General features: G+C 45.6%; 16 protein-coding genes and 1 pseudogene. 8 read left to right on the top strand and 9 right to left on the bottom strand.

The window, feature by feature from the left end; all coding sequences use genetic code 11:
* Positions 1-141: 141 nt before the first annotated feature.
* A complete protein-coding gene (locus tag MEPCIT_RS02470; RefSeq protein ID WP_158305766.1) occupies positions 142-300 on the bottom strand; it encodes a hypothetical protein in 159 nt (52 codons plus the stop codon).
* On the opposite strand from MEPCIT_RS02470, the gene MEPCIT_RS00560 reads away from it, so the two are divergent.
* The 6 genes and pseudogenes from MEPCIT_RS00560 (at position 285) to MEPCIT_RS00585 (ending at position 6,896) form a co-directional block, all read left to right on the top strand.
* Complete coding sequence (locus MEPCIT_RS00560) at positions 285-1,859, top strand: anthranilate synthase component 1 (protein WP_013975519.1); 1,575 nt, start codon at positions 285-287, stop codon at positions 1,857-1,859. The genes MEPCIT_RS02470 and MEPCIT_RS00560 overlap by 16 nt on opposite strands.
* Positions 1,859-2,428 (top strand): annotated as a pseudogene (locus MEPCIT_RS02545) (glutamine amidotransferase-related protein); the annotation flags it as partial. The gene MEPCIT_RS00560 and the pseudogene MEPCIT_RS02545, both read left to right, overlap by 1 nt.
* Before the next feature lie 93 nt (positions 2,429-2,521).
* Complete coding sequence (trpCF, locus tag MEPCIT_RS00570) at positions 2,522-3,877, top strand: bifunctional indole-3-glycerol-phosphate synthase TrpC/phosphoribosylanthranilate isomerase TrpF (RefSeq protein ID WP_013975521.1); 1,356 nt, start codon at positions 2,522-2,524, stop codon at positions 3,875-3,877.
* A 38-nt stretch (positions 3,878-3,915) separates the two neighbouring features.
* Positions 3,916-5,106: a tryptophan synthase subunit beta gene (gene trpB, locus MEPCIT_RS00575; RefSeq protein ID WP_013975522.1), complete on the top strand. Its 1,191-nt coding sequence runs from the start codon at positions 3,916-3,918 to the stop codon at positions 5,104-5,106.
* A gap of 1 nt (position 5,107) precedes the next feature.
* Positions 5,108-5,914: a tryptophan synthase subunit alpha gene (gene trpA, locus MEPCIT_RS00580; RefSeq protein ID WP_013975523.1), complete on the top strand. Its 807-nt coding sequence runs from the start codon at positions 5,108-5,110 to the stop codon at positions 5,912-5,914.
* 232 nt (positions 5,915-6,146) lie between these two features.
* Positions 6,147-6,896, top strand: a complete 750-nt coding sequence (locus MEPCIT_RS00585) for a YciC family protein (RefSeq protein WP_013975524.1) — start codon at positions 6,147-6,149, stop codon at positions 6,894-6,896.
* A gap of 56 nt (positions 6,897-6,952) precedes the next feature.
* On the opposite strand, the gene pgi is transcribed toward MEPCIT_RS00585, so the two are convergent.
* The 4 genes from pgi to znuA all read right to left on the bottom strand — a co-directional run bounded on the left by pgi (position 6,953) and on the right by znuA (position 12,506).
* Complete coding sequence (gene pgi, locus MEPCIT_RS00590; protein WP_013975525.1) at positions 6,953-8,602, bottom strand: glucose-6-phosphate isomerase; 1,650 nt, start codon at positions 8,600-8,602, stop codon at positions 6,953-6,955.
* Between the two features lie 157 nt (positions 8,603-8,759).
* Entirely contained in the window at positions 8,760-10,205 is a 1,446-nt protein-coding gene (tldD, locus tag MEPCIT_RS00595) for a metalloprotease TldD (protein ID WP_013975526.1), read from the bottom strand.
* Between the two features lie 84 nt (positions 10,206-10,289).
* Positions 10,290-11,522, bottom strand: a complete 1,233-nt coding sequence (gene mepM / locus MEPCIT_RS00600) for a murein DD-endopeptidase MepM (protein WP_013975527.1) — start codon at positions 11,520-11,522, stop codon at positions 10,290-10,292.
* Between the two features lie 12 nt (positions 11,523-11,534).
* Positions 11,535-12,506, bottom strand: a complete 972-nt coding sequence (znuA, locus tag MEPCIT_RS00605) for a zinc ABC transporter substrate-binding protein ZnuA (protein WP_013975528.1) — start codon at positions 12,504-12,506, stop codon at positions 11,535-11,537.
* A gap of 89 nt (positions 12,507-12,595) precedes the next feature.
* Here znuA and znuC point away from each other — a divergent pair, with 89 nt between their 5' ends.
* Positions 12,596-13,366, top strand: coding sequence for a zinc ABC transporter ATP-binding protein ZnuC (gene znuC / locus MEPCIT_RS00610; protein WP_013975529.1), 771 nt, complete (start codon positions 12,596-12,598; stop codon positions 13,364-13,366).
* Entirely contained in the window at positions 13,359-14,144 is a 786-nt protein-coding gene (gene znuB / locus MEPCIT_RS00615; RefSeq protein WP_013975530.1) for a zinc ABC transporter permease subunit ZnuB, read from the top strand. The genes znuC and znuB overlap by 8 nt, the downstream gene beginning before the upstream one ends.
* A gap of 84 nt (positions 14,145-14,228) precedes the next feature.
* Here the strand turns inward: znuB and ruvB are convergent, their stop codons facing one another.
* The 4 genes from ruvB to MEPCIT_RS00635 all read right to left on the bottom strand — a co-directional run bounded on the left by ruvB (position 14,229) and on the right by MEPCIT_RS00635 (position 17,246).
* Complete coding sequence (gene ruvB / locus MEPCIT_RS00620) at positions 14,229-15,233, bottom strand: Holliday junction branch migration DNA helicase RuvB (protein WP_013975531.1); 1,005 nt, start codon at positions 15,231-15,233, stop codon at positions 14,229-14,231.
* Between the two features lie 8 nt (positions 15,234-15,241).
* Positions 15,242-15,862 carry a Holliday junction branch migration protein RuvA gene (gene ruvA, locus MEPCIT_RS00625; RefSeq protein WP_013975532.1) on the bottom strand — a complete coding sequence of 207 codons (621 nt, stop codon included), beginning with the start codon at positions 15,860-15,862 and terminating at the stop codon, positions 15,242-15,244.
* Between the two features lie 88 nt (positions 15,863-15,950).
* Positions 15,951-16,445 carry a crossover junction endodeoxyribonuclease RuvC gene (gene ruvC / locus MEPCIT_RS00630; protein WP_013975533.1) on the bottom strand — a complete coding sequence of 165 codons (495 nt, stop codon included), beginning with the start codon at positions 16,443-16,445 and terminating at the stop codon, positions 15,951-15,953.
* 57 nt (positions 16,446-16,502) lie between these two features.
* Entirely contained in the window at positions 16,503-17,246 is a 744-nt protein-coding gene (locus MEPCIT_RS00635) for a YebC/PmpR family DNA-binding transcriptional regulator (RefSeq protein WP_013975534.1), read from the bottom strand.
* Positions 17,247-17,317 lie beyond the last annotated feature (71 nt).

Here is a 17,317-nt window from a genome sequence, read left to right on the forward strand (position 1 = left end):
ATTGATATTAGTTAGTGTGCTATTTACATTGTGTATTTATTTGGTTCAGTTCAGCCATGCAAGTTGACTTTTTGCCTCTATACTAGTTTACTAGTACGTAGTTAAATACAAGTCATCGAGATACTCACATAATTATACTTGTCACTTTACTTTTTCGCTGGCGGCGTATTTTTTGATGTGGTTGGTGGCGTTATCATGCGTTGTAATCATTAGAACAAGCAAGATCCAGACTAGCCCGCGGCGCACGCGGGCTTTTTCATGGGTAACAATTAGGAAAATAGATAATGCAACAAATAACAAGTAGCCAATACCAGATAGAATTGCTGTACGCTCAAGCCTCTTACAGTTCCGATCCTACGGCTATATTCAACCAGTTGTGTGGTAACCGTCCCGCGACACTATTGCTGGAATCAGCTGAGATTGATAAGAAGCATGATCTTGAAAGCATGATGGTAGTGGACAGCGCGCTGCGGATCACCGCCCTTGGCCAAACTGTAACAATTCAGGCTCTGAGTGCCAACGGCGCCGCTCTGTTGCCGCTGCTAAAAGAAGCTTTACCGGAGCAGGTGCCGTTGATTGTGCATCCCTATGGCTGTGAGCTAACTTTCCCACAAACGGAACAAGCAGTAGATGAGGACGCCAGGCTATGTTCGTTGTCTGTATTTGATTGTCTACGTCTGCTACTGAAGCTGGTTAAGCAACCGCCAGCATCACCGAAAGCGATGTTTTTCGGGGGCTTGTTCGCTTATGATCTAGTTGCTGGTTTTGAAGCTTTGCCGTTACTGCGTCCAGGACAACGTTGCCCAGATTATTGCTTTTATCTTGCTGAAACTCTTCTGATACTAGATCATCAGCAGCAAACCTGTGAACTGCAGTGCAGCCTATTTAGCCCCAATACAGTGGAAAAACAGCGATTGCAGCAACGTATTGAGCAATTACGACATCAGCTGCTAACTCAGGTGCCTGAACCACTACCGCATTTGGTTATTGATACCATGTCACTAACCTGCAGCCATAGCGACGAGGAGTATGGCATAATTATACGTCGCATGCAGCAGGCCATTCGCAAAGGAGAAATTTTCCAGGTAGTGCCATCTAGGAGATTTTTCCTGCCATGTGCTTCTTCGCTTGCCGCCTACCGCACGTTGAAAAAAAATAATCCCAGTCCATATATGTTTTTCATGCAAGATAAGGAATTCACTTTGTTTGGTGCCTCGCCGGAAAGCGCGTTAAAATACGATCCAAACAACAGGCAAATTGAAATTTACCCGATTGCTGGAACCCGCCCGCGTGGTCACCGCGATGACGGTACGTTGGATGCCGATCTCGACAGCAGAATCGAGCTGGCAATGAGAATTGATCATAAAGAGTTAGCTGAGCATCTGATGTTAGTAGATTTGGCGCGCAACGATCTTGCGCGCATCTGTGAACCTGGCACTCGCTATGTAGCAGATCTTACCAAAGTCGATCGCTATTCTTTCGTCATGCATTTAGTTTCGCGGGTGGTAGGTAAGCTGAGAGCTGATCTTGACGTGCTACATGCTTATCGTGCTTGCATGAACATGGGTACATTGAGTGGAGCACCAAAAGTTCGAGCAATGCAGCTTATAGCCGAGGCTGAAGGTGAACGCCGCGGTAGTTACGGCGGTGCAATTGGTTATTTCACTGCTACTGGCGCTCTCGATACCTGTATTATCATCCGTTCCGCCTATGTAGAAGACGGCATAGCCACAGTACAGGCAGGGGCGGGCGTGGTACTGGATTCTGTTCCACAAACTGAAGCCGACGAAAGTCGCAATAAAGCACGTGCGGTTTTGCGCGCGATTGCTACCACCCATGATGCAAAGGAACTGTTCTAATGGCCGATATTCTGTTGCTCGATAACATCGACTCTTTTACCTATAATATAGTGGATCAGTTACGTGCTAGCTCTCATAGAGTATTAATTTACCGCAATCATTTGCCGGCAGAACTTATCACGCGGTCGCTTTCTAAAATGAAACAACCGATTCTAATACTATCGCCTGGGCCAGGAGCACCAGCTCAGGCAGGCTGCATGCCAGAATTGCTTACCAAACTACGAGGTCGGTTACCAATCATCGGCATCTGCCTAGGGCATCAGGCAATAGTAGAAGCCTACAGTGGTCATATAGGCCAGGCTGATGAGATTATGCATGGTAAAGCTTCGCCTATACATCACGATAATCAGGGGATGTTCGCAGGGATACCTAATCCGCTGACGGTGGCGCGCTATCATTCACTGATATGCAGTCAGGTACCGAAGTCGCTAACAGTTAACGCTCACTATAACAAAATGATCATGGCAGTACGCAATGACGAAGATCGGATCTGTGGCTTCCAATTTCATCCTGAATCAATTTTAACTACCCAAGGAGCAAATTTGTTAAATCAAACACTAGTTTGGGCGCTGACATAACACACCACTAGTAACGATATTTTATGATCAATACCTAATGGCTACCGCGCAGAATGGCCATGACAGCAAGAGGATAATCAATCCATGCAGGACAAGATACTTGAAACAATAGTCGCCGCTAAATATAAATGGGTGGCTAATCGAAAACAGCTGCAGCCGTTGGATAGTTTTTTTTATCAGGTACATCCCAGCACCCGCAGTTTTTATCAAGCACTGTCAGGTACTAGGACGTCTTTTATCCTAGAGTGCAAACAAGCGTCGCCGTCTAAGGGCATTATTCGCGCTAATTTTGACCCGCTAGCTATCGCTGGGGTGTACCGACATTACTCTTCTGCTATTTCGGTGCTAACCGAAGAGAAATCTTTCCAGGGCAGTTTCGATTTCTTACGTCAAGTTAGACAAACTGTGGGACAGCCGATCTTATGCAAAGATTTTATCATCGATCCCTGGCAGATTTACCTAGCTAGATTGTATCAGGCTGACGCTATTTTACTGATGTTATCCGTCCTGGATGATGATACCTACTGTACACTAACTTCAGTGGCCCACAGCCTAAGTATGGGAGTGTTGACTGAAATATTAAACAATGCCGAGCGCGAGCGAGCGATTGCGCTGAAAGCGCAGGTGGTTGGTATCAATAATCGAGATTTACGTGATTTGTCCATAGATTTGAACCGCACCCGCACCCTTGGTCCTTGTCTTCCAGCAGGAGTCACGGTCATTAGCGAGTCTGGCATGAAGCATTATCGTCAAGTACACGAACTAAGCTACTACGTCAATGGTTTTCTTATTGGTAGTGCGCTAATGGCCGAACTAGAATTGATGCTGGCGGTAAACAGGGTGCTACTAGGGGAAAACAAAGTCTGTGGTTTGACCCGCGCCGCTGATGCGCGCGCTTCTTTGGATGCCGGCATGCTTTACGGTGGGATCATTTTTGTTCTTGGTTCTCCTAGGCAGGTCAAAAATAATTGCTGCACCGTCATTGCCGGTGCAGCGCTGCGCTATATTGGTGTGTTTTTTGATGCTCCGATGAGCAAAATTACTGCTAAAGCAAGAGCACTATCGTTGGCAGCAGTACAGTTACACGGTAGCGAAGATAAGACCTATATTGACGCTCTGCGTCAGTCACTGCCAATCGATTGCCGTATATGGAAAGCACTAAATATAAACAATACCATACTGGCACGCAAACTGGCCCAAGTAGAGCGCTATTTGATTGACAATGGTGGCGGCAGCGGCAAACCTTTCGACTGGTTGCTATTAAATGATGCAGCGCTAAAGAACGTCATGCTTGCTGGCGGTCTGGGTGTAGATAATTGTGTGGCCGCTGCCAGTTTTAGCGGCGTTGGCCTGGATTACAATTCTGGAGTCGAAAGTTCACCTGGTATTAAAGATCATAATAAACTAGCAACGGTATTTCAAACGCTGCGTGCATATTAACAAAAAAATTAGACTGAAACTGTGAGAGACAACCAAGTATGACACTAGTTAATCCTTATTTTGGCGAGTTTGGCGGTATGTATGTGCCCCAAATTCTTATGCCAACGCTGCTCCAACTGGAAGAGGCGTTCGTTAACGCCCAAAGCGACCATGCATTTCAGGCTGAATTCAGTAGTCTGCTTACACATTACGCTGGGCGGCCGACACCACTAACCATTTGCCACAATCTAACCACCGGTACTAAGACAAAATTGTATCTGAAACGAGAAGACTTACTACACGGTGGCGCCCATAAAACCAACCAGGTATTGGGCCAAGCACTCTTGGCCAAACGCATGGGAAAAACAGAAATTATCGCTGAAACTGGTGCTGGCCAGCACGGCGTAGCATCGGCACTTTCTTCTGCATTGCTTGGGCTGAAATGCCGCATTTATATGGGTGAAAAAGATATTGAGCGCCAGTCACCGAACGTATTTCGTATGAAGCTGATGGGTGCAGAGGTCATTCCAGTACACAGCGGTTCCTCTACCCTAAAAGATGCCTGCAACGAAGCTTTGCGCGACTGGTCCGACAGTTATGAAAGAGCTCACTATATGCTAGGCACCGCTGCCGGTCCACATCCGTTCCCTACCATCGTGCGCGAATTTCAGCGAATGATAGGCGAGGAGACGCGCGCACAAATATTAGAGCACGAACAACGCCTGCCGGATGCATTAATTGCCTGTGTTGGTGGCGGTTCCAACGCCATCGGGATGTTCGCTGATTTCATTAATGAACCTGACGTGCGCCTGATAGGCGTGGAGCCAGGCGGTAAAGGTATCGAAACTGGCAATCATGGTGCATCTCTTAAACATGGCCGGACTGGCATCTACTTCGGCATGAAGTCGCCGATGATGCAATCCGCCGAAGGACAGATTGAGGAGTCATATTCGATCTCAGCTGGTTTGGACTTTCCTTCGGTTGGTCCCCAGCATGCTTACCTTGATAGCATCGGTCGCGCCGAGTACGTATCGGTTACTGATGAAGAAGCATTGGGCGCATTCCAGCGCCTATCACGCCAAGCTGGCATTATACCAGCGCTTGAATCATCCCACGCTTTAGCCCATGCGCTACGTATGATTCAAGAGGCACCAAAAAAAGAACAGATACTCGTAGTAAATCTGTCTGGCCGAGGAGATAAAGATATTTTAACCGTTCATGATATTTTATCCGAACGAGGAGAAATCTAATATGGAACGCTATCAGAAATTATTTAGCAAGCTAACTTCACGCACTGAAGGCGCTTTCGTGCCGTTTGTGACGCTTGGTGATCCTAGTCCTGTACTATCGCTGCAAATTATCGATACTCTTATTAGCGCAGGGGCCGATGCTTTAGAACTAGGCATACCGTTCTCCGATCCATTGGCCGATGGCCCAACTATTCAAAAAGCCAACCTGCGCGCGTTTGCCGCCGGCGTAACGCCGGCACACTGTTTTGAACTACTATCATCCATTCGTGCAAAATACGCTGAGATACCAATTGGATTGCTAATGTATGCCAATTTGGTATATAACGAAGGTATTGACTCTTTCTACGCCCGCTGCGCCGCTGTTGGCGTTGACTCAGTGCTTGTAGCTGACGTGCCGCTGCAAGAAAGCCTACTATTTCGCCAAGCTGCGTTACGCCATGATGTGGCACCAATTTTTATTTGTCCACCAAACGCTGACAGCGAGCTGCTGCACGAAATAGCTTTTTACGGCCGAGCGTATACCTATCTGCTTTCGCGTGCAGGTGTCACTGGCAGTGAAAAAAGGGCAAATAAGCCGCTGACACAGCTTGTCAATGCATTGAAGAAGTATAAAGCAGCGCCCATACTTCAGGGCTTCGGTATTGCTGAACCCATCCAAGTACGCGCTGCTTTGCAGGCTGGTACCGCAGGTGCTATCTCAGGCTCGGCCATCGTGCGTATTATTGAAGAGCATGTGGATCATTCAACACTGATGCTAGAAAAATTGTCACTATTCGTTAGTGCAATGAAAGCTGCCACCCGCTGTTGAATAAGTAAGATTGCTGCTAATTTAATTGCTAAATTAAACTTAATATTTATAGAAAAACTGACTATTAACTGCTAGTTCATGGTAGCTGTTTTGTCATAACACTAGCTGTTTGATAAGCATCCTATGCTCACTGAAAATAAATAAAATTACCGGCAAGCAATACGGGGTTATAACAGTTATTATATATTCAAATTATTGGTATATTAGTTGATGTTTTTACCCAGGAGCCCCCATGCCAAGAATAGCAAGTACCATGTACCAAGACATGCTAAATTTTTTCCGCAATCAGTTGACTAGTGTCGTGCTGTTGGCGCTATTAACAGCACTGATCAATGTTATTCTGGGGTATATACTGTCTCCGGGTAGCGCTCAGTTGAGAATACTGAACGACTGTAATAATATTAGTAACATTGCAGATATGAGCATTCAGCAGTTGGTACGAAATATGTCGCTTGAACAGCAAATGGTGCTGCTGAAAGCAGCTGCTGCTAGCACTATTGCTGGTATAGTCGGTAACGTTCTGCTTGCAAGCGGGCTGCTGAACATGGTTCGCCTGACCTCTAACAATCAGCAGCCTAACAGTGTATTACGCGCTATCGGCTTGTCTGCACCTATTTTACCGCGCCTGTTGTTACTAATTTTTCTTACAACATTGCTGGTGCAACTGGGAATGCTGTTTATTATCGTACCTGGTGTTGTATTTGCCATCGCCTTTAGCCTGGCGCCAGTAATTGCTACCAGCGATAATCTAGGCACGATTAAATCAATGCGTATGAGCGCTAGTTTGGCGTTTGCTAATATCCGTTTGCTAGCACCTGCGGTATGTTTATGGCTGCTAGCTAAGGCTATAGTGTTACTGTTGGCAACCAAGTTAACGATAATATCATCGCTTATAGTAGCGGTGTTATTAAATGGGTTAATCAATCTTCTTTCTGCTATTCTGCTGATCTATCTATTTCGCCTATATATTTTGTTGCGATAGGTCTAACTAACTAATTTAGCCACCGCCACCAATCAGTTTGTTCATAAGTAACTGTATCAATGACGCCAGGATTTATATTGATTGATTAGTCCATTAGTAGAACTATCATGGGTGTCAATTATATTATCCTGTGTCAATTCCGGCAAAATGTGATCAGCGAGCTGCTTGCCAAGCTCGACGCCCCATTGATCGAAGGTATATATATTGAATATCACTCCTTGAGTAAAAATCTTGTGCTCATACATTGCAATTAGCGCCCCCAGGCTATAGGGGGTAATCTCACGTAGCAAAATAGAGTTAGTGGGACGGTTACCCTCAAAAACGTTAAAAGGGGCTACGTGCCGTACTTGATCCGGCGACTTACCTGCAGTGCAGAATTCATGATCAACTACTGCTCTTGATTTGCCAAAGGCTAATGCTTCAGTTTGTGCGAAGAAATTAGACAAAAGTTTAACATGATGATCAGTAATAGGATTATGGCTGATGGCTGGTGCAATAAAATCGCAAGGCACTATCTTGGTTCCTTGGTGAATTAGTTGATAAAATGCATGCTGACCGTTAGTGCCTGGCTCACCCCATATAATTGGACCGGTTTGATATCTAACTGTATGTCCTTCGCGATCGACATATTTACCATTAGATTCCATATTGCCCTGCTGTAAATATGCAGCAAAGCGGTGCATATATTGATCGTAAGGCAAAATTGCCTCGGTTTCCATGCCGTAGAAATTATTGTACCAAATGCCAATTAGCGCAAGCAGCACTGGTAAATTATTATTTAGCGGCGTTTTTAAAAAATGATGGTCCATAGCATGTGCACCGCTGAGCAGTTTTTCAAAATTATCGAAACCAAGTGATAGCGAAATAGATAACCCGATGGCGGACCAGAGCGAATAGCGGCCGCCAACCCAGTCCCAGAACTCAAACATATTTTCCGGATCGATACCAAATTCAGCTACTGCTTTTGCGTTAGTGGACAAAGCAGCAAAATGGCAAGTAACATATTTCTGATCGACTGCGGTTTGCAGGAACCAATCCCGCGCGCTGCGGGCGTTGGTCATAGTTTCCTGAGTAGTAAAGGTTTTAGAGGCTACTAGAAAAAACGTGGTTGCTGGATCCAGGCATTTTAATGTTTCAGCAATATGAGTGCCGTCAACATTAGACACATAATGCATTTTAAGGTGATTTTTATACGGCCGTAATGCTTCAGTGACCATATACGGGCCAAGATCGGAGCCGCCGATACCAATATTGACGATATCTATGATAGTGCGTCCGGTATAGCCTTTCCATTCACCGCTGATCAACCTCTCGCTGAAATGTTTCATTTTAGTAAGTACCGCATTGACGTCAGCCATTACATCCTGACCTTCCAGGTAAATAGGCGTATTGCTACGGTTGCGTAACGCTACATGCAACACTGCTCGATCCTCGGTGTGGTTAATTTTATCGCCGTTAAACATTGCAGCAATAGCATTACTTACGCCACACTCAGTCGCCAGCGCCAATAATAGGGTTATGGTTTTTGAGGTAATGCGATTTTTTGAATAATCAACTAGTATCTGGTTAGCAAAATTTGCTGAGAAAGAAGAAAAACGTTCTGGATCCTGTGCAAACAGGTCTATTATTTGTACGTATTTCATCGATTCGAAATGTGTTTGCAACGATTTCCAGGCCGAAGTATGGCTGGGATTGATATTTTTCATACAAACATCCTATCGCTAAAATTGCTAAAAACAGTTCTATTTAGCACATTAGTGCTACTAAAGGCCAATTTAAGGTATTGTTCGTAGATAATCGGTATAAATGCATACGAGCTATTGGCTGGCCGGCATCAGGAAATAAACTTTAGTAGCCACAGCTTTAGGCGGTACCACCTACAGTGATTTTATCCAACTTCACCGTCGGCTGGCCCACACCAACCGGTAAACTTTGGCCTTCTTTATTACAGACGCCTACACCGTTATCTAAAGCCAAATCATTTCCGACCATTGATATTTGCTGCATCGCTTCGATACCTGATCCGATTAACGTCGCGCCTTTCACCGGCTTAGTAACACGGCCTTTTTCAATTAAATAAGCTTCAGAGGTGGAGAAAACAAACTTACCAGAGGTAATATCCACTTGGCCGCCGCTAAAGTTAGGTGCATAAATACCGTGGTTAACACTAGCAATAATCTCGGCCGGTGTAGATTTACCTGTCAACAGGTAGGTATTGGTCATACGTGGCATTGGTAAATGTGCATGGGACTCGCGGCGGCCATTGCCAGTGGGCGCTACCTCCATCAGCTGGGCGTTGAGTTTGTCCTGCATGTACCCTTTCAACCAGCCTTTTTCTATCAGCACATTATATTGTCCTGGTACTCCCTCATCATCGATAGCCAGCGAGCCGCGACGGCCGGTAAGCGTACCATCGTCTACTACTGTGCATAGTTCAGATGCTACTAACTCACCTATCTGGCCGCTGAACACAGAGTTGCCGCGGCGGTTGAAATCACCTTCAAGGCCGTGCCCTACTGCTTCGTGCAACATAACACCAGGCCAACCTGCCCCCAGCACCACCGGCATAGCGCCAGCTGGTGCGGCGGCAGCAGAAAGATTTACAAGCGCCATTCGCACCGCTTCTCGCGCAAAACTATCAGCACGCACCTCGCCGTTCACCTCTTCCAAGAAAAAATTATAACTAACACGACCACCGCCGCCGCTGGTACCGCGTTCTCTTTTACCGTCCTGCTCCACTTGCGCGCTTATAGAAAGCTGCACCAGTGGACGCACATCAGTCGCAAGCGTACCGTCAGTAGCGGCGACCAGCATCTGTTCGTACAAACCCGACAAGCTGGCTGTCACTGCCTGAACACGTGTATCAGCGTCGCGCGCAGCTTTATCCACTCGGTGTAGTAACGCGATTTTTTCATCGCACGGTAAGCTATTAAGCGGATCTAACAAAGGATACAGAGGGCAGTAGCTTACCGCCCCCAGGATCTTGACTTGGCCACTGCCAGCTTCTCTAACAATACTGCGTGCGGCCAGCGCGCTTTTGTTCAATGCCGCAAATGTAATTTGGTCAGAATAAGCAAAACCGGTTTTTTCTCCGCTGATCGCGCGAGCACCAATACCTTGTTCGATATTATGCGACCCTTTTTTTATTATGCGGTCTTCAATGATCCATGTTTCATGATAGCTTGACTTAAAATATAGATCAGCATAGTCCAGACGTCGTGCGCTCATCTGTTCTAGTAAGTTAAAAAGATGTTCATACTGCAGATTATTAGCAGAAAGTAAATGGTCACTGACCAATGTCAGACTCATAGAGGTAACATCCTGAATGGAAGTATGTGTTTTTTTTACAAAACATTTAGTAATAATACTGCAATTTTGTTTGTCTTATGAAGGTCAGTTCAATTGCAGCTGAGGTAGAATCTGTTTAACTTGGGCAAGATATTCTGCTCGATCGTGACCGATCAAAACTTCAGTACACGGCAATTTGGCGGTCAGAGGATTAACAGCCTGCTGGTTGATCCAGACTTCGTAATGCAAATGAGGGCCAGTAGAACGTCCGGTATTGCCGGACAAGGCAATACAAGCACCGCGTTTCACTTTTTGTCCTGGTTTTACCAACAATTTTTTCAGATGCATATAGCGCGTCATGTACTGGCGGCCGTGGCGGATGGCAACATAGTTACCTGCGGCTCCATCTTGTTTACTAACAATAACTTCGCCATCGCCCACAGCAAGTACTGGCGTACCGACCGGAACAGCGAAATCGACGCCGCGATGGGGTGCTATACGGCCGGTGATGGGGTTAAGCCTCTGCGGATTAAAATTGGAGGAAACACGGAATTTTTTTATGGTAGGAAAACGCATAAACCCCCGGGCTAGACCGGCAGCAGCATCACGGTTATAAAATTTTCCGTCATCAGCGCGGAAAGCATAATAATCTTTACCGCCTGTACGTAAGCGCAGGCCTAGCAATTTGCTGTTTGCATTTTTGCTCTCGTTTCTTGTCGTCAAAACTGAGAACTGATCACCTTTACGTAATTTAAGAAAATCTAGTTGCCACTGCAACGCTTTAATTACGGCGTTTATATCACTGCCAGTTAGTCCGGCTAAACGGGCACTATTAATGAAACTACCGTTGAGCTGTCCGGTTAACAAAACAGTGTTGCGCCATTCGCCTGTCATATTGACTTTTTTTTCCTTTACACCTCCGTCAACTATATCATAGGTACTAGTCGCATGGAAGGTAACACCACAGCCATACTGGGTAATAACACTGTTGATAGTATCGCCGCTGGTGATGACATGTTGATTTACACCACCAACCACTTCCATACATTCGTTGTTAAGTTCACTCTTCATAAGGTATTCAGTGTGATCAGGCGTGGTATACCCAAGTAGTTTAATAGCGGTTGATGTAAAATCTATTAATTTCTCGTCTTCCAACAGATTGCTGTGGCTATCACTATCATACGGTTCTACTACCGGCAAGTAGATATATTGTTGCCGTTGCCAAATGGCAATCGTTAACGTGAAAGTTACTATGGCTAGCAACCCCAGCATGATGTGATAAGATCGCGACAAAAAATAATTAAACGCCAAGGAGAAAAAGCGGGTTATATGCTGCACTAATAACTATCCTCATATGTTTTTCTCCAAGCAGCTAACGTACTGATTCGTCAATTGCGATAGAAAGCGTGCGTAGCTTTCTTTGTTCAATGCGATCCCGATTCCCATCGGGTCAAGAGTGCCAATATGCACAGACGTACCGCGAACAACGGCATTGATAACAGCTGGTCTAAATTGTGGCTCAGCAAAAATACAAGTCACTTTTTGCTCAACCAACTGTGTTCTAATTTTATGTAAAGCCTGTGCACCTGGTTGTATTTCGGGGTTAGCAGTAAAATATCCTGACGGTGTCAGGCCATAGTACTTTTCAAAATACCCATACGCATCGTGAAATACAACATACCTTTTTGCGCGAAAAGGCGCTAGTATTTTAGCAATATTTTTATCATTTATTGTTAAGTGTTTCTTAAAAAGATATAGATTATTATCTAATTTTGTTTTTTTCTCTGGCATTAACTCAGCTAGACGGTGATTAATAGCTTCTGCTATACGCCTAGCGATAATCGGTGATAGCCACAAATGCATATTATAGTCACCGTGGTGGTGAATGTGACCACCACGGCATTTTTTATCATATACATGACTATCATATAGTTCTTCTCCAATTTTTGGCAGTAGTGTTGTAACAGACGGTAGGTCTGCCAATGTAATACACCGTTCAGCCGGCAACGATGAAGCTGGACCTGTAAGAAACGTCTCCATTTTAGCCCCCACCCAAAGTAGCAAATCTGCTTTTTTTAACTGCAGCGCATTCGTTGGACGCAAAGCGTAATCATGGGGTGACGCGCCATCTGGCAACATTACCTCTACCGGTATAACACCATCAGCGATAGCGGCAGCGATGAAGCCCAGTGGACGAATTGAGGCAACTAAAGCAGCTTGTGCATCTATGTTTGCTGTAAAACTAAACACAATTCCTAGAGAAACAATACAGCAGATACGTAAAAAAAAACGCGAACATATGATAGGCTTGAACACAGGCATGGTAATACTCTCATCACAACAGCTTGTTATGTTATAATTTATAATTAACTATACATGATACATGCTAAAATTTAACAACTGCAATCATCATGAACGATTTAGTAAAACTTGAACATATTTACGTTGCTTTTGGTCAAAAAGAGGTGCTAAAAGATATCTCTTTCACCTTGTGCTATGGTCGCATTCTTACTTTACTAGGACCAAACGGAGCTGGTAAGTCAACACTAGTGCGGGTAGTGCTCGGATTAATAGCTACTACTGCCGGTACACTAATACGGCAACCTAAATTACGAATTGGCTATGTGCCACAGAAAATTCATCTAGATCCAACATTACCGATTACAGTAGAACGCTTCATGCGTCTGCGACCGGGAGTAAAGAAAAACGATATAATGCCGGCGTTAATGCGGGTACAATCACAACATCTGCGTAAGGCACCCATACAGAAACTTTCTGGTGGTGAAATGCAGCGGGTATTGCTGGCGTATGCCTTGCTAAATTCTCCGCAGCTTTTGGTTCTGGACGAGCCTACCCAAGGTATGGATGTTAATGGACAAGTGGCATTGTACGATTTAATTGACAACATTCGCCATAAACTTGGTTGCGGTGTGTTGATGGTGTCGCATGATTTACCTTTAGTGATGGCTAAAACCGATGCCGTGCTTTGTATTAATCACTATATTTGCTGTTCCGGCACACCGGAAGTAGTATGTTCCCATCCGAATTTTATTGCCATGTTCAGGCAGCTTAGTTCGCAGCCGTTAGCGCTTTCCCACAATAATCATCACTACTACCACCATTTTTTACATGGCGCGGCAGTAACGAAAGCACCCGCGCCATGGGAAGTTAGCCATGATTGAATTATTGCTGCCTGGATGGTTAGCTGGTGTGCTGTTATCACTGGCAGCTGGTCCGCTAGGAGCATTAGTCATCTGGCGAAAAATGTCTTCTTTCGGTGATACTCTTGCCCACGCATCGCTGCTTAGCGTTGCTTGCAGCATGTTATTGAACATCAATCCGTTGTATACGGTGGTTTTGGTGATTCTGGTGCTGGCAGTTGGGCTCGTATGGCTAGAAAGTTTCCCCCACTTGGCTGTTGACACTTTGCTGGGAATCATTGCGCACAGTACACTATCCTTAGGCCTAGTATTGGTCAGCCGTATGCATGGGATACGGGTTGATCTAATGGCGTATCTATTTGGCGATCTGCTAGCGGTAACTCCAAAAGATATTGTTCTGGTGGGCACTGGTGTAGCGGTCGTGCTAACACTTCTCATTTGGCAATGGGACGCGCTGTTGTCCATAACCATAAGTCCAGAATTAGCCCATGTAGATGGAATATGCCTAAACCGTATCAAGCTAATCTTAATGCTGGTTACAGCGTTAATCATCGGATTGGCGATGAAATTTGTCGGTGCTTTAATTATTACTTCGTTGCTCATTATTCCGGCAGCGGCAGCCAGTAGTTGTGCGCGTAGTCCAGAACAAATGGCAGGATACGCTACCTTAGCGGGCACACTAGCAGTCACTGGCGGGCTGGCATTGTCAGCGGTATACGATACACCAGCCGGACCGTCTGTAGTACTGTGCGCCTCGTTGTTATTTCTACTAAGCCTTACCCTAAAATATAGGTATTAACTGCTGTTGGCGGCGACAGGAAACTAACTAGCAGCGCTATCCACCGGTTAGGTGGTTAAGATTAGGTAGGTTAAGATGCTCTGCTTAGTCCTTGCCGCTGCGTACTTCTAGCCCAAAGTGACGATAAGCTCGGACGGTAGCAATACGACCGCGTGGTGTTCGTTGTATAAATCCTTGCTGAATTAAAAACGGCTCTAGCACATCTTCTATGGTATTACGTTCCTCACCAATTGCAACAGCCAGGCTATCCAAACCAACCGGTCCACCGACAAATTGATCAATGATTGCCAACAGCAGTTTACGATCCATGAAATCGCACCCTTCGGTATCAACATTCAACATGTTGAGTGCGTTCACTGCTACCTCATCGGTGATATGGCCACTTGCCCGCACGTCAGCAAAATCGCGAACACGGCGCAGTAACCTATTTGCTATCCTCGGCGTACCGCGTGCCCGGCGTGCAATTTCACTCGCGCCGCTTTCAGTAATATTCAACGCCAAACAGGTAGCACTGCGGCTAACAATATGCTGTAAATCCCTAGTTGCATAAAAATCTAACCGTTGCACAATCCCAAAACGGTCACGCAATGGTGGCGTCAACAAGCCGGCGCGAGTGGTAGCGCCCACTAGGGTAAAAGGTGGTAACTCTATTTTAATAGTGCGGGCTGACGCTCCCTCACCTATAATTATATCCAGCTGATAATCTTCCATGGCAGGATAAAGTACTTCCTCTACTACCGGTGACAATCGATGAATTTCATCGATAAATAAAATGTCATGTGGTTCTAGGTTGGTCAGCATCGCCACTAGATCGCCTGCTTTTTCTAGCACTGGACCTGAAGTAATACGCAGATTTACACCCATTTCATTAGCAACAATGTTCGCAAGCGTGGTTTTACCCAGCCCCGGGGGCCCCGAGATTAGCAGATGATCGAGTGCGTTGCCACGCATTTTAGATGCCTGAATGAAAATATCCATCTGCATGCGCACTTGAGGCTGGCCTATATAGTCTTCCAGTGTTTTTGGTCGTATAGTGCGGTCAATTACATCTTCTTCGGTTATATCTTCGACAATATTGGCTTCTATCATCCTACACCTCACAGCGCAACGCGTAGCGCAGCACGTATAAGCATTTCACAATCAGCGTCTGCGCTGGCCACTTTGTGTACCATCCTGCTTGCTTCCTGCGGTTTATATCCTAGTGTCACCAGCGCGGCAACTGCTTCTTTCTCAGGATCATTCATCTTAAATTCTTTTTCGATGTTATTATTACACATCTCGCCAGAAACATGTGGTGCAAACAGATCACTAGACAGGACTTTGAATCTGTCCTTCATTTCTACTACCAGCCGTTCCGCTGTTTTTTTTCCGACACCGGGCAATTTTATCAGCGCGTTGATTTCCTGTCGTTCCACAGCGCTAACAAATTGCTGCGCTGACATTCCGGACAAAATAGCTAGCGCCAACTTTGGTCCAACGCCGTTTACTTTAATCAGTTCGCGAAACAGCAACCGTTCCTGCCTATGAATAAAACCAAATAGTAGTTGGGCGTCCTCACGTATTACAAAATGGGTGAAAATGATTATTTCTTGTCCAATTGCAGGTAACGCATAAAAGCAGGTCATTGGCAATTGCATTTCATAACCTACTCCATTCGTTTCTAACAGTACCTGTGGTGGTTGTTTTTCTAGAATAATACCCCTTAGACGTCCAATCACTTCTACCTTCCTTTCCACTGCAGGTGATTTATCTCTAATCTATCCTTCAGGTGGTAATACGCCGCTGTCTGCAGCTTAACTTAAGCTATTATCGCTGGTCCATGCGTAGGTAATTCTGGTTTACTTGGCAATGGGTAATGGCAATTGCTAGCGCATCAGCCGCGTCAGCCTGCGGATTGGCTGGTAGCTTCAATAGAGTACGTACCATGTATTGTATCTGGCTTTTCTCTGCTGACCCAGTTCCAACTACCATTTTTTTGACCTGACGTGCCGCATATTCAAAAACTGTCAAATTTAAGTTAATAGCTGCTACAATGGCTACACCACGCGCCTGGCCAAGTTTGAGCGCTGCATCGGCATTTTTTGCCATAAAAACCTGCTCAATGGCTAGATAATCGGGCTTAAACTTAGTAATTAGTTCACTAACGCCAGCATAGATCAATTTCAAACGACCGGGAAGGTTGTCCACTTTGTTGCAGAAACAGCCGCTGCCTAGGTAGCTTAGTTTTCTTCCCTCCTGACGAAGTATACCATAGCCGGTAATGCGTGAGCCGGGGTCGATACCCAATATGACGACGGTCATGCCGCTACTAGCGACTAGCGCAATAGATCACTAGTACCCTCACACCCTTATCCATCATCAAATGGTAGCAGCTAATTTAGCGGATATTTCACCGTTGTGGTATACGTCCTGGACATCATCGGAATCTTCTAACATATCGATAAGGCGCAGTAATTTTGGTGCGCTTTCCGCATCTAGGTTAACACGGGTAGATGGGATAAGAGCCACTTCCGCAGATTCCGGTGTCAGACCGGCAGCTTCTAGCGTTTCTTTAACTTTACCGACCGATTCCGGCTGAGTGTATACATCAATCGCGCCGTCATCATAAGTGATCACATCATCAGCACCGGACTCAAGTGCCGAGTCTATCACAGCATCTTCGCTCAGACCAGGCGCAAACGACAGCACACCTCGTTTTGTGAAAAGATACGAGACAGAACCGTCAGTGCTAAGATTGCCACCGTGTTTAGTAAAAGCGTTACGCACTTCTGACACAGTTCTGTTTCGGTTATCACTCAGGCACTCAACCATGACAGCGGTACCACCTGGGCCATAACCTTCATAATTAATGGTTTCCATATGCGTTTCATCATCAGAACCAACACCACGTGCAATGGCGCGATTCAGCGTTTCCCGCGTCATATTATTCGCTAATGCTTTATCTACCGCCGTGCGTAAACGAGAATTTGAGCCGAGATCCCCGCCGCCTAGCTTGGCGGCGGTCACTAATGATCGGATAATTTTGGTGAAAATTTTCCCTCGTTTGGCGTCCTGGGCGGCTTTGCGATGCTTGGTATTGGCCCATTTACTATGACCTGCCATATTTTCTCCGCAGCAGCATTATCAAGCCCAATGAATAAATATTCCTAAATTACCTACTACTGGTTATTATA

This window comes from Candidatus Moranella endobia PCIT (assembly GCF_000219175.1).
In the GTDB taxonomy this organism is placed as follows: domain Bacteria; phylum Pseudomonadota; class Gammaproteobacteria; order Enterobacterales; family Enterobacteriaceae; genus Moranella; species Moranella endobia.

What these genes read in the sequence shown, in the direction of transcription:
- MEPCIT_RS00635 (WP_013975534.1), bottom strand. Translation starts at nt 17,246, where the DNA reads ATGGCAGGTCATAGTAAATGGGCCAATACCAAGCATCGCAAAGCCGCC.
- znuB (WP_013975530.1), top strand. Translation starts at nt 13,359, where the DNA reads ATGATTGAATTATTGCTGCCTGGATGGTTAGCTGGTGTGCTGTTATCA.
- MEPCIT_RS00560 (WP_013975519.1), top strand. Translation starts at nt 285, where the DNA reads ATGCAACAAATAACAAGTAGCCAATACCAGATAGAATTGCTGTACGCT.
- znuC (WP_013975529.1), top strand. Translation starts at nt 12,596, where the DNA reads ATGAACGATTTAGTAAAACTTGAACATATTTACGTTGCTTTTGGTCAA.
- MEPCIT_RS00585 (WP_013975524.1), top strand. Translation starts at nt 6,147, where the DNA reads ATGCCAAGAATAGCAAGTACCATGTACCAAGACATGCTAAATTTTTTC.
- ruvB (WP_013975531.1), bottom strand. Translation starts at nt 15,233, where the DNA reads ATGATAGAAGCCAATATTGTCGAAGATATAACCGAAGAAGATGTAATT.
- trpB (WP_013975522.1), top strand. Translation starts at nt 3,916, where the DNA reads ATGACACTAGTTAATCCTTATTTTGGCGAGTTTGGCGGTATGTATGTG.
- pgi (WP_013975525.1), bottom strand. Translation starts at nt 8,602, where the DNA reads ATGAAAAATATCAATCCCAGCCATACTTCGGCCTGGAAATCGTTGCAA.
- ruvC (WP_013975533.1), bottom strand. Translation starts at nt 16,445, where the DNA reads ATGACCGTCGTCATATTGGGTATCGACCCCGGCTCACGCATTACCGGC.
- trpA (WP_013975523.1), top strand. Translation starts at nt 5,108, where the DNA reads ATGGAACGCTATCAGAAATTATTTAGCAAGCTAACTTCACGCACTGAA.
- znuA (WP_013975528.1), bottom strand. Translation starts at nt 12,506, where the DNA reads ATGCCTGTGTTCAAGCCTATCATATGTTCGCGTTTTTTTTTACGTATC.
- trpCF (WP_013975521.1), top strand. Translation starts at nt 2,522, where the DNA reads ATGCAGGACAAGATACTTGAAACAATAGTCGCCGCTAAATATAAATGG.
- tldD (WP_013975526.1), bottom strand. Translation starts at nt 10,205, where the DNA reads ATGAGTCTGACATTGGTCAGTGACCATTTACTTTCTGCTAATAATCTG.